Annotated in this window: 13 protein-coding genes; 4 read left to right on the forward strand and 9 right to left on the reverse strand. The window is 43.6% G+C overall.

Annotated elements, in window-relative coordinates:
- Positions 1 to 147: 147 nt before the first annotated feature.
- From OCV88_RS03965 to OCV88_RS03975, 3 genes are read left to right on the forward strand one after another with little or no spacing between them, the layout of a single operon-like run.
- On the forward strand, positions 148 to 444 hold the full coding sequence (locus OCV88_RS03965) for a spore coat associated protein CotJA (protein WP_262590674.1): 297 nt from the start codon (positions 148 to 150) through the stop codon (positions 442 to 444).
- Positions 444 to 704: a spore coat protein CotJB gene (locus OCV88_RS03970; RefSeq protein ID WP_158424294.1), complete on the forward strand. Its 261-nt coding sequence runs from the start codon at positions 444 to 446 to the stop codon at positions 702 to 704. Before OCV88_RS03965 ends, OCV88_RS03970 begins: the two co-directional genes overlap by 1 nt.
- 3 nt (positions 705 to 707) lie before the next feature.
- Positions 708 to 1,310 (forward strand): manganese catalase family protein, encoded by a 603-nt coding sequence (locus OCV88_RS03975; RefSeq protein WP_158424295.1) that lies wholly within the window; start codon positions 708 to 710, stop codon positions 1,308 to 1,310.
- Positions 1,311 to 1,413: 103 nt separating this feature from the next.
- Here the strand turns inward: OCV88_RS03975 and OCV88_RS03980 are convergent, their stop codons facing one another.
- From OCV88_RS03980 to OCV88_RS04020, 9 genes are all read right to left on the reverse strand, one after another.
- Positions 1,414 to 1,527: a hypothetical protein gene (locus tag OCV88_RS03980; protein WP_330671910.1), complete on the reverse strand. Its 114-nt coding sequence runs from the start codon at positions 1,525 to 1,527 to the stop codon at positions 1,414 to 1,416.
- A 17-nt stretch (positions 1,528 to 1,544) separates the two neighbouring features.
- Positions 1,545 to 2,750: a bifunctional phosphopantothenoylcysteine decarboxylase/phosphopantothenate--cysteine ligase CoaBC gene (gene coaBC, locus OCV88_RS03985; protein WP_158424296.1), complete on the reverse strand. Its 1,206-nt coding sequence runs from the start codon at positions 2,748 to 2,750 to the stop codon at positions 1,545 to 1,547.
- Positions 2,751 to 2,759: 9 nt separating this feature from the next.
- Entirely contained in the window at positions 2,760 to 3,167 is a 408-nt protein-coding gene (gene panD, locus OCV88_RS03990) for an aspartate 1-decarboxylase (protein WP_158424297.1), read from the reverse strand.
- 16 nt (positions 3,168 to 3,183) lie between these two features.
- Positions 3,184 to 4,026: a pantoate--beta-alanine ligase gene (gene panC, locus OCV88_RS03995; RefSeq protein ID WP_158424298.1), complete on the reverse strand. Its 843-nt coding sequence runs from the start codon at positions 4,024 to 4,026 to the stop codon at positions 3,184 to 3,186.
- Between the two features lie 160 nt (positions 4,027 to 4,186).
- Positions 4,187 to 5,014 carry a 3-methyl-2-oxobutanoate hydroxymethyltransferase gene (gene panB / locus OCV88_RS04000; RefSeq protein ID WP_158424299.1) on the reverse strand — a complete coding sequence of 276 codons (828 nt, stop codon included), beginning with the start codon at positions 5,012 to 5,014 and terminating at the stop codon, positions 4,187 to 4,189.
- A complete protein-coding gene (locus tag OCV88_RS04005) occupies positions 5,011 to 5,850 on the reverse strand; it encodes a Rossmann-like and DUF2520 domain-containing protein (RefSeq protein WP_158424300.1) in 840 nt (279 codons plus the stop codon). Before OCV88_RS04005 ends, panB begins: the two co-directional genes overlap by 4 nt.
- Before the next feature lie 202 nt (positions 5,851 to 6,052).
- Positions 6,053 to 6,877 carry a hypothetical protein gene (locus OCV88_RS04010; RefSeq protein WP_158424301.1) on the reverse strand — a complete coding sequence of 275 codons (825 nt, stop codon included), beginning with the start codon at positions 6,875 to 6,877 and terminating at the stop codon, positions 6,053 to 6,055.
- A 15-nt stretch (positions 6,878 to 6,892) separates the two neighbouring features.
- Entirely contained in the window at positions 6,893 to 8,149 is a 1,257-nt protein-coding gene (locus tag OCV88_RS04015; protein ID WP_158424302.1) for a DUF5716 family protein, read from the reverse strand.
- Positions 8,150 to 8,160: 11 nt separating this feature from the next.
- Positions 8,161 to 11,259, reverse strand: a complete 3,099-nt coding sequence (locus tag OCV88_RS04020) for a DUF5717 family protein (RefSeq protein WP_158424303.1) — start codon at positions 11,257 to 11,259, stop codon at positions 8,161 to 8,163.
- A gap of 115 nt (positions 11,260 to 11,374) precedes the next feature.
- Here OCV88_RS04020 and OCV88_RS04025 point away from each other — a divergent pair, with 115 nt between their 5' ends.
- On the forward strand, positions 11,375 to 12,466 hold the full coding sequence (locus tag OCV88_RS04025; protein WP_158424304.1) for a pyridoxal phosphate-dependent aminotransferase: 1,092 nt from the start codon (positions 11,375 to 11,377) through the stop codon (positions 12,464 to 12,466).

The following is a 12,466-nucleotide window of genomic DNA, read 5'->3' on the forward strand; positions in this document are numbered from 1 at the left end:
GTTATTTTTTTAACTATGTCTGCAAATAAATTGTAGTCTCATCTATATCATCGGTCAATCATTTCTCCGCGTGTTTTTAAATAAAACCAATCACTCACCTTTTTTCTGCCGCTGACATATATTATAAAAAAACAACAGGAGAATTTCATGTCTTCAAACCGAAATTGCTGTTACACCCGAAATTCCGGAAACTCAATGAATTCCGGAATGACAAGACCGGTTCCTTCCATGAATACCGGGATGACAAGATCATCCAGAACATCCGGAATGGAAAACAGATATTCCTGTCAAAAACCCCATGGGGAAAAAGAATTTCCCATTGGTATGGCTTATGTTCCATGGCAGAAATTTCAGAAAATATATGATCCTGCAAAAGCGCTCTGTCAGGGAACTATTTTTGCAGAACTGGATCTGCCATTCTGTGGAAAGAGAGGTGGCAGATAATGAATGCTGAACGTAAAAAATTATTTGACTATATTAATCAGGTGAGCTTTTCCATCAATGATCTGACGCTCTATCTTGACACCCATCCAGACGATGCGGAAGCTCTTGAATATATGAAGGAGCTGATTCCATGCCGCAAAAAGGCCCTGAAAGAATATCAGGAAAAATATATGCCTCTGCTGGTTGACGGCACCAGCGAACATGCCGACATCTGGAAATGGTCTACAACAGCATGGCCTTGGGAAAGGGGGTATTATTAAAGTATGTGGAATTACGAAAAAAGACTTCAGTATCCTGTAAATATTACTCAGACCAATCCTCAGATTGCTCAAATTATCATTTCCCAGTATGGCGGTCCAAACGGCGAAATGGGCGCTTCTATGCGTTATCTTTCCCAGAAATTTGCAATGCCATACAAAGAAGTATGCGGCGTGCTCAACGATGTAGGAACAGAGGAACTTGCTCATCTGGAAATTGTAGGCGCCATTGTCCATCAGTTAACCGATGGCATCAATGTGGAAGAAGTAAAAACAAGTGGTTTTGATAAATATTATGCCGACCACACCCTTGGCATCTGGCCTCAGGCTGCCGGCGGCGTGCCTTTTACTGCCAACCAGTTCCAGTCTGTAGGGGATCCTATTACAGATTTAATGGAAGATATGGCGGCAGAACAAAAAGCCCGCACCACTTACGATAATATTTTAAGACTTGTCAAAGATCCGGAAGTATGTGAACCTATTAAATTCCTCCGGGAACGTGAAATCGTACACTTCCAGAGATTTGGCGAATCTTTGCGGATCGTTCAGGATCACCTAGACTCCAACAACTTCTATGCTCTGAATCCTGCTTTTGATAAACCCTGCTAAATAAACGCAGTATGAAATACAGCCGGATAATTCCTCCTTAAGAAACAGGGAGCTGATCACTGATTTCTCAATGACAGCTCCCTGTATTCTAAAGTTCCGTATTCTAAAGTTCCGGATTCTCAAGCAAATCTTCTACTGTACATCCTAACACTCTCGAAAGCTTATAAACAGTCCCTGCCTTGGCCCTGTCTATATCATTTACTTTCTGTTCATACATCTGAATGGAACGCAGCTTTACACCGGAAAGCTCTGCAAGTTCCCCAAAATATAATCAAGAATTGCTTTGGCAGCTTCTTTTTTGCTCATAATCGGAAGCTCTTTCACCTCATCATTTGTAATCAGTGTGACTACATTGGTATCCGTGCCAAATCCGGCTCCCTCTACTTTTAAATTATTGGCCACAATCATATCTAGATGTTTTTTCTTTAGTTTTTTTCTGGAGTTTTCCAGCATATTCTGAGTCTCCATGGAAAATCCGCACAAAAACTGCCGGTGTGATTTGTGCTCCCCAAGAGTTCCGATGATATCCTTTGTTCTAGTCAGGGCAATGGACATGTCTCCGTCTTTTTTCTTGATTTTTTCATCTGCAGTCTCTGCAGGTCTGTAGTCTGCTACAGCCGCTGTCAGAATCAGAATATCCTGCTCTTTGGCCCGTCCGGTTACCGCATCAAACATTTCCTGTGCTGTCACTACCGGAACAACCTCCACAAAGGGCGGCGGCGCAATACTGCATGGTCCTGTTACAAGGGTTACATCAGCGCCTCGTAACATGGCATTTTCAGCAATGGCATACCCCATCTTGCCGGTGGAATGATTGGTAATATACCGCACCGGATCAATAGCTTCTCTAGTGGGCCCGGCGCTTACCAGTACCTTTTTTCCTGTCAGATCTTTTGTACAGGCAATTTCCTTTAAAATATGCCAGAGAAGCTCTGAGGGCTCCGGCATTTTTCCTTTTCCCACATCCTGGCAGGCAAGCATGCCGCTGGCAGGCTCAATTATTTTCTTTCCGTAAGACTTAAGGATCTTTAAATTATCCTGAAGAATAGGATTTTCATACATATTGGTATTCATGGCAGGGGCAATCAGCATGGGAGCTTTACAGGCCATGGCTGTAGTTGTCAGCATATCATCCGCAATGCCGTGGGCCAGTTTCCCGATTACATTTGCCGTTGCAGGGGCAATCAGCATCACATCAGCCTTCTTGGCCAGGCTCACATGAGCCACATGGAACTGAAAATTCCGGTCAAAGGTATCCACCAGACACTTTGTATTTGTAAGAGATTCAAAGGCAATGGGATTGATAAAGTTCACCGCATTTTTAGTCATAATGACATGGACTTCCGCGTGCATTTTTACAAGCATACTGGCCAGATTTGGCATTTTATAGGCGGCAACGCCTCCGGTTACACCGATTACTACAGTCTTTCCTTTTAACATGATTACTCCTTATTTCAGGTCCGATTTCATGACATCAAACAGTTTTCCGTGTTTTTCATAATTTGTGATTCTGGCAATGCTGTTGTCATCATTGACAAACACAACCTGGGGCGTCAGCTCTTCTGCCTCCTGGGGCGTTACATCTGCATATGACATAATGATAATTTTGTCATTTACGCTGACACAACGGGCAGCCGCTCCATTCAGGCAGATCATTCCGCTTCCACGCTCCCCGGCAATGGTATAAGTCTCAAACCGGTTTCCATTATTGATATCAACAATCTGAACTTTTTCATATTCTAATATTCCTGAAGCGTCCAGCAAATCCTCATCCACCGTAATACTTCCCACATAATCAAGCTCCGCTTGCATCACTGTGGCACGATGAATTTTGCTTTTCAGCATCTGTATTGTCATAATATTTCCTTCTTTCTTACTCTACAATAAAATTATCAATCAGTCTAGTTTTTCCGATATAAACGGCTATGGCAACCAGCACAGGCGCTTTTATGGTATCCACCTGCTGCATGGTAAGGCCGTCTACCGCTTTCACATAATCAATTCGGGCAAGGGGCTCTGTTTCAATTACTGCCTTCATTTTCTCCACCAGTTCCCCGGCATCGGTCATTCCCTCTTTTACCAGCTTTTGTCCCATAAAAATAGATTTGCTCAAAATCAATGCTCCCCGGCGTTCCTCTTTGGAAAGATATGTATTCCTGGAGCTTTTTGCCAGACCGTCTTCTTCCCGGATAATGGGACAGCCGATCACTTCCACATTCATATTCAGATCTTCTGTCATATGACGGATTACCGCCAGCTGCTGGGCGTCTTTCTGGCCAAAGTAAGCCTTATCCGGCTGTACAATATTAAAAAGCTTATTTACCACCGTACATACACCTCTAAAGTGCACCGGTCTTGATAATCCGCACAGCTCCTCTGTCAGCACAGACATATCTACATAAGAGCTGAAATTTTTATGGTACATTTCCTCCGGTTCCGGATGAAAAATCAGATCTGCCCCCAGGCTTTCACAAAAAGCGCTGTCTTTTTTAAGATCTCTGGGGTAACTTGCCAGATCTTCTTTCGGTCCAAACTGCATGGGATTTACAAAAATACTGACAATCACTTTATCATTCTGGCTTCTGGCAGCGGTAATCAGACTGCCGTGTCCCTCATGAAGGTATCCCATAGTGGGCACAAATCCAATGGTTTTTCCTTCACCTTTCCAATTCTTTATTATTTCTTTTATTTCTTTTACTGTAGTAACAATCTGCATTCCTTTATCTGTATGATGTATTTACTTATGAATACATGCATACGCTCCTTTCTGCTTCTTATTCAAGTCTCGCGAGAGCGTATATCAGGTGGGGAATTGACTCCCGCCGCTGATACCTGCTTGTTACTCACCGCCTATAGAGGCGGAAGTCATCTCACATCTAATATAATTTATCTATAATCTCATCCGAAATAGCAAAAATATGCTCCTCTGACGGAAAGGTTCCCCCTTTTACTTCTTTTGTATAATCCGCAAATGCCTGTTTCATTACTTCTCCTACATTGGCAAACTGTTTTACAAACTTTGGTTTAAAGTCCGAAAACATCGCCAGCATATCCTGATATACAAGCACCTGCCCGTCACATCCCGCTCCGGCTCCGATTCCGATAGTGGGAATATTCACAGCCTCTGAAACCAGCGCCGCAAGCTTCGCCGGAACGCATTCCAACACTACCATAAAGGCACCGGCCCGCTCTACCGCTTTTGCATCCTCAATCAGCTGTCTTGCCGCTTCTTCGCTCTTACCCTGTACTTTAAATCCTCCAAAAGCATTTACCGACTGTGGAGTCAGTCCGATATGAGCACAGACCGGAATGGAAGCTTCCACAATAGCCTCGATCTGGCGGCAGACCTTTGCTCCGCCCTCCAGTTTTACTCCGTTGGCTCTCCCTTCTTTCATCAGCCGGCCCGCATTCAATACCGCGTCATACACAGATGTCTGATAGGACATAAAGGGCATATCCGCCAGCACAAAGGCTTCCTTGGCTCCCCGGCTTACCGCTCTTGTATGGTGGATCATATCTTCCATTGTCACCGGAAGTGTATCCTCATAGCCAAGCATTACCTGCCCTAAAGAATCCCCAATCAGCAAAACATTAATTCCTGAAGTATCCATCAGCTTTGCCATAGAATAATCATAGCAGGTCAGCATGGTAATCTTATCTTTGTTCAGCTTTTGATTCTGTAACGTTGTCACCGTGTTTTTCATTTTAATATATCCTCCAATACCTTATAATCCCGATCTTTATGTTTCTGGCAGGCAACTTTTACAACCTGTCTGGACAATACCTGATATACTTCCTTTTCCTCTGCTCTAAGTGCACCAAGATGATCTAGAACCGTTGACAGATCATTCCGTTCAACCGGACCTGTCAAAGCATCTTTGGGACCATATGCAATAATATTTTCTGCATTCCCGTGAATCAGCGGTGCTAAAGCCCGGTGAGCATTCACTGCCGTAAAACCGCAGTCTATAAGCATCTGTTCACACATAGACACAAGACCTACATATAAATTGCTGGCCATAGCCGCTGACGCATGATAACGGATCTTATTCTCTGCGCTGATTACTTCAACAGGATTTCCAAAGCTCTGAAACAGGCGCAGGAAATCATTCAAATATGCTTCATGTCCTTCAATTGTAAAAAATGCATGTGAAAGCTCTTTGTAAGAATTGTATTTGTCATTGATAGCAAAGAGCGGGTGGATAGAATAGCCATATGCATGATAACGGCTGATATCCGAAAAGATATTGGAACTTAAAGAACCACTGAAATGGCTGAAAATCTTATTTTCAATCGGCAGCATTTTTAATTGCTCCCACACTTTGGCAATCACGCCGTCCGGAACGGATAAAAATACTGCGTCACTATCCTCTACCAGGTATCTGATCTTTTCGTATCTTCTGGTATTGGTAAAATTTGCTGCCTCCTGGGCAGACTTTGGGTTTTTACTGTAGTACCCTGTTACATGTACACCGCGCTCGGTGAGATATTTTCCTAAGGAAACGCCTACCTTCCCTGCGCCAATAAATCCAATGTTCATATGCATCCCTCCATGTTCTGCGGAGAGGATAATGAGTCTTATTCCGTCAGCGGATATAAGCCCGATTCAAAATAAAATAAGCTTTTCAAGGTATAGTTTCTTTTCTGAATACTATCCTCTGCTAATATAACATCATTTGTCTGCCTAGTAAAGGAAATCATCTCACATCTGATATAAATCTTTACCAACGTGTCCATCCTGCCTAAAAGCTTTTCAGATATGCTTCCTTCCAGCTCTCAGCAAGCCCGGCATTTTCTTTTGCCTGGTCTGCACTCAAATCTCCCCCCTGCCCGGCATTGACTCTGCCCCGTTCCTGATACAAAGACGGGTCAAGGGATATTTTCTCAAAGGCTTCTAGGGCTGATTTCATAGTCTCAAAATCAATCTGCTGCCCGGCGCCATTTTTCCCGATTGTCTCAGAGCTGTCCATAAAATTTAAACAGTAAAGATAGGCCTGCCGGCTCTTTTCGGCAGGATACTGCTCACAGGCTTTTAAAAAACATTCTGCTGCCTCCGGAAATAAAAAACTGCGTGCATATGCTACTCCCTGGTTGTGATAAAGAGCCCCCCGCAGCTCATCTGTCATTTTATTCTGATTTTCAGGTTTTAGAAGATGGCGGTATTCAGCAGCCGCAAAAGCATACTTTCCATGGAGCAGATACTGATCTGCTTTCAGCTTCCGGCATTCCATAACAGCCTTGCCGTCCACACTCTCAAACAGTTCCTCCATGCGCGCAAGCTCCTCCTGATCATAAAGGCCGCTTTTTTCCAAAATCAGCAATGCCCCACGGAAAAGAGGTTCTTTTCTTCTCAGCTTTAGATCTAGTTCCCTGGCCAGCTCCAAAAAACCAATCTCTTGTTTCAGCCAGAGACACAAACCAAGATTTAACAGCTTTTTATCTACCATATAAAAATTTTCTTCTATATAATAGCAGAGCTCCTCTAGAGAATACAGTGGAAATCCGATATTCTGTATCATGTAAGGCCTTTCTGCTGTTTGATACATACACAGTACTAAATCACCCATTTTTCTCTCTCCTGCCTAATAAAGATCAATCTCAAACTTCCACTGCTTTTCTGTGGAAGGATAAAAAGCTCCGAATCCAAGATCCAGGATTGTGACATACAGCTTCTGCTGATTTATCATTCTCACCGATATCCGGATTTTCCTTGTCCTTTCTGGACGCTTCCAAACATTTTCCAAAAGCAGAGGCTCTATTTTCGCATTTCTTTCTCCTCTTTCCTGTATCCAGATATCCACAGACGGCGTGCCTTTTAAGATCACATCAAACTGTTTTTTGACTTCGAACCAGTTTTCCCCTGCAGTGACAACAGGAAGAAATTTCTGCGTACCATTTACAGAAGCTTTCAGACTGACATTTGCCTGAACCTTGTAGCTGCAGTCATAAGAATACGGCCAATCCCCCTGGCGGCTTAAAATGCTTCCCGCATAAGCGGCTCCTTTTGTATACAGATTTTTACCTACAAAAACCCTTCGGTTTGGCCCTAGAACTCTCAGCGTATCGCACAGCCAGTTTCCGTCAAATCCGTCCCCCAGCAGATACACACCGGATATAATCCGCTTGGCAAAGGCTTCCCGCAGAATACTGGCAAAAAATACATCCTTTTCCTGTCCGTCATCCTCTGCAAGGGCCGGAACTTCCCAGACCTTTTCTCCGGACACAACGATCTGGGGAACTGTCCTGCTCTCCCTTGCCAGAAGTGTAAAACGCACCTGGCGGTCTGAAAAATCAAACATTGCCACATCATGAGCCCAGATTGACTTCTCCTGATGGTAGGTATAGTAAAAGAAACTCTCTCCATAATCCATAAAAAACATGGTTTCTGCTGTTTCTTTCAACATTTCCCTTAAAAGCGCAAAAACTTCTGCCGCTTTAGGCGTAAGCTTTGGCACCGCAATTGACAGGCAGATTTCATACTCTGCATCCTGGCAGAGCTTATCTTTCAGCCTGACAAGGCGGCTTACAAAAAGCGCAAGCCTTTCCACAGCCTCCCCGGCCCCGTCAGTATGAATCAGATCAATAGCCCTTAAATACAGCTGTTCATACAAAATCCCATTCTGATCCTGCCTTCTTTTCTGGGCCTCTGCCCCGTACAGATAATATCCGTTCTTTCCCTCATACAGACTGACAGGGATTTGATAGCATTCTCTGTCGGACCGGGTGCTTACTGTAAAAGGATCTCCACCCTCTTCTTTCAGAAAACTGACCATGGCATTGTCATACCCCAGATCCAGTCCCATATATATTTTCTTTCTGTGAATCGTTACTTCCTTCACTTTTTTACTCCTTACAACGGCCGGAACAAACTAGATGACAGATCACTGATTCTGGCATACTTAAAAATTGCCTCCAGATCCTGTCCCCCGCTGACAATGGCCTGGTTAAGACAATCATAACGGGAAGTACCCGTTACAGACTGATCTTTCTGCTGCAATGTTCTTGTCCCGGACTGTAAAACTTCTTCCTTTGTTTCAAAAAATACATACTGTAAGGTCTCTCTGGCAAACAGCCTGACCTGAAGTACGTAGATTCCCGGAAAGACTTCCGGCACCGGCAGAATCTGACTGGCCTCTTCTTTGCGTCCCTGAAATACCAGCCGGCAGTTTATCCCCCGTCCCCGCTCATATTTCAGCCCCAGCCAGATACAGTCATGTATAAAATATTTCCGCTTAAGTCTTAGGTCCATCTGCTCATAAAACGGAAAGCAGAGGGAATCGTCCTGATACTTTTCCAGCATCTGATCCAGCAGTTTATACTCTGTTTCTTTCAGATTTTCAAAGAGACATAAGTATTTCATCATAGCAATCTCACAGCAGGTATTTAAAAGCCTTTGATTCTGAATAGAATATTCCAGATATTCAAAAACTTCCTCCGGAACCTCCTCTTTGTATACAAAATACCTCCAGGAAAAGTAAGAGACATAAGCATCCCTGATCTGTGCGGTATCGCTTTCACTGCAGACAATCCGAAAATATTCTGCATGATTTTCTGTAAACTGCTCTGTAAACAGCATACGTACCAGCAGCTGCTCCCTGTATCCGTTTACTTCCATCCCAAAATGTTCCGCTTCAGAAATCATCTGATCCAGCGTCTTTATGGTATCCGCAAACTGTTCCAGGGAATCTCTCAGGGTTTCTTGTGAATTTTCTTCCTTCCATTCCTGGACCGAAACTACCTCGCGGGCCATTTTCTCTCCCGGCAGCATCCTGCTTGAGCGATACCCCTCTTTCAGAAAATATCTTCTGCCGTAACTGTCTTCAAATAAGATCCGGCTGTTTTCTGAATATACGCTGATGTAGGCAGTATCTCCCACAAGAGGTACTATCTGCTTATATACATTGCCGCTCTGGTATACAGCCACCTTAGAAAAATGATATCCGGGGCAGACAATTTTTCTCACAAAACCACTGCCAAGACCGATTCTTTCCCACTCTTCCCGTGTTACCTGCCTCTTGATGTAACGATATATTTCAGCAAGGTCATCACTCATATGCCCCTTTTTCAATTCAAGAAGCGCAAACTCATATATTATTTTACCGTAAAGCTTAAGCATCTGTTTTAATCTGCGGTCATTTCTTGCCAGATATGCGTAAAGACGGCCCTTTAATACCGCCGGCAGCACAGTGTCTACAGCAAAATATTTCAGCACTGCCTCGGGAATGTCTCCGTCCTTTTTATGCCAGGAACGAATGAACGCCTCGTACAGCCCGGCAATCTTTAGTCCGCTCTCTACACCTTTTAAAAACCAAGGAAAAAATGCTTCTCCAAACCTGTTATTTTTTATCAGATAGGTACAGATCACTTTTACTGCTTCCTGGCTTTGACTTGCCCGGCAGCATCTTCCCAGCAGCCAAAAAAGGCGGGGATGAAACGCTTTTACTCTGGATGCTCCTGCCAGAACCGCATTCATCAGCTCCTTTGTTAAAATCTGCTGCCTTGCCGCCCAGTAAAAAATCCGAAACTCGGTCTCATCCATGCCCCGGACTAATTCCGGAGAATCTTTCAGCATGTTATATGCTTCCAGATAAAATACAGGACTTGCCATGCCCGCTGACAGATACCGCTTCAAAGCCTGGTATCTGCGCTCTTTACTTTGTTCATATACCGGATTGATCTGCAGCATTACCCAAAACAGCACCGGGTGTTTCTTGTATTTTTGAAAAACCTCCTGGATTTCCTCAAACACATCCAAAAGGTCAGACTCGCCTTCCCCCAGAACGGCTTTCAGATAAAGCCAATACCCCCAGGCAGGCGTTCTCATATTTTTACAGATTTTACCGGCCTGCTCTAGAGGCTTTTGGGCATCTTCTCTTTGATCTGCCAAAATCAAAACCTGACAGCAAAACAGATAATTCCAGGGATTTTCCGGGTTCTCTTTTATCATTTCCCTTAAAATTCCCAGGGATTCCTCTTTCCACTGATGCCCGGAAAGCCGGTCTAAGGAAAACTCGGTATAATCCTGAATCAAACGATACCGCTGATAGCGCCGGGCCTTCAAAGACTGATTTTTCCTTTCAGCGGCAGAGGGCCCCGACGCACAAATCTGTATGGTTTTTGTCTGAAAAGGCGTTTTTAATTCAATTTTTGCAAAATTTTTACCGGCATGCATATGTTCCGGATGAACCGTGTAATCCAGTTTTGCATGTTTTCCAAGAAAATCATAGCTTTGCAGACGCTTCTTTCCAAGCTGTATAAACTTTTCCTGACAGCTGATCTGAATATCTGCAAAGCCCCACTGAGACTTTGTAATGGTTATCACATCCCTCTGAACCGAAGAAACATTCTCCAGCTTCCTCAGGGGATTATCTACCTCATAAAAACTGCGCGCCTTCTTTCCGATTCCAATCAGAAACTCTTCCATTTCATGGGAGGACATGCCGGCAGTACACAGACCATGATATAGCAGCTCTGTATTTTCATCCGGAAATATATTTGTAAACTGAGGAGACTGAAAAACAGCCAGAGCTTCTTCCCAGTTCAGCTTCGCCAGATTTGAAAAGTCATTCAGCGTCTTAATCTTTCCTATAGAAGACTGATGATAAAATCTTGTTATGGAAACCTCGTAAGGAACCGTATACTCTCCGGAACTGCTGACAATTACAAACTGTCCTCTGTCTGTATACCCCTCCTTTAATTCTCTGGCATGATATTCATATTTCACCGTCACAGATACGGCATCAAACTGGGGCGTCAGACAGAGAATATGGGGATTACTGCACAGCACAAGCCCCCGCACAGCCTCTTTTCGTGAAGACTTTATGGTAAACTCTCCCCGAAAAACCCCCTCTTCTAATACTTCAAATAAAATCCCTTTATCTGGCACTATAAGCTCTGGCCGGTCCTCTTCAAATGTTCCTCTGATTAAATCCTGAATCTTCTTTCGCAAAACTTCACCTGCTTTATCCGCACACACTTTGTTTTTCTGTTGCTTTTCAAAAATTTACATATATAATTAAGTATAATTGATTTAAAGAGTTCTTGCAACAACAGGGAGGATCCATATGTTAAAACACAGAGACCATTTTCACGGAAGTGATCTGGAAAAAATAGAAGAAATTTACGGGATAAAAAAAGAAGAAATCACAAGCTTTTCCGCCAATGTAAATCCCCTTGGGATTTCACCGCTGCTTAAGAAAAATCTATCCGAAAGGATTGATGCCATCAGTACTTATCCAGACAGAGAATATACCTCTCTTCGAAAATGCATCGCTGCATACTGCGGCACAGAATATGAAAATATCATTGTAGGAAACGGCTCCACCGAACTGATTTCTCTATTTATTCAGGTACGCCATCCGAAGAAAACAATGATTCTCGGTCCTACGTATTCGGAATACGAACGCTCTGTCTCTTTAGAGGGCGGCACTTCTTTGTATTATCCCCTAAAAGAGTCTGACCAGTTTATGCTTCAGACAGAGCAGTTTATAGAATCCCTCAATGAAAGTATTGATCTTTTAATTATCTGCAACCCCAACAACCCTACCTCCACCGCTATCTGCCAAAAAGATATGCGAAAAATTTTAGACGCCTGCAAACAATATGATATTTTTGTTATGGTAGATGAAACCTATGTGGAATTTGCGGACAACTATGCACAAATCAATGCGGTTCCGCTCACCGCCTACTATAATAATATTATCATATTAAGAGGAACCTCCAAGTTTTTTGCGGCTCCCGGATTGCGGCTTGGATATGCCGTCACCGGAAATCGTGACCTGATTGATTACATTAATACCCACAAAAATCCCTGGATGATTAATTCTCTGGCTGCAGCTGCCGGAGAGATTATGTTTCAGGATGATGATTATATTCAGGAAACAAAGCGGCTGATTTCCTCAGAACGAACACGGATGCTTCAATTTTTAGAGCAGACGCCGGATTTTCATCCCTATCCGGCCAGCGCCAACTTTATTCTGGTGCGCATAAAAAACAGCCGGCTTACGTCAGAGCTTTTATTTGACCGGGCCATCCGTGAAAAAATGATGATCCGGGACTGTTCTACCTTCCCGTTTCTTGATAACAGTTATATCCGTTTCTGCGTCATGAGTCCTGAGATGAACGACAAGCTGCTTGCCTGCCTTTCTAGGAACTAA

The sequence above is a fragment of the Brotonthovivens ammoniilytica genome, from assembly GCF_025566885.1.
Taxonomy (GTDB): domain Bacteria; phylum Bacillota; class Clostridia; order Lachnospirales; family Lachnospiraceae; genus Brotonthovivens; species Brotonthovivens ammoniilytica.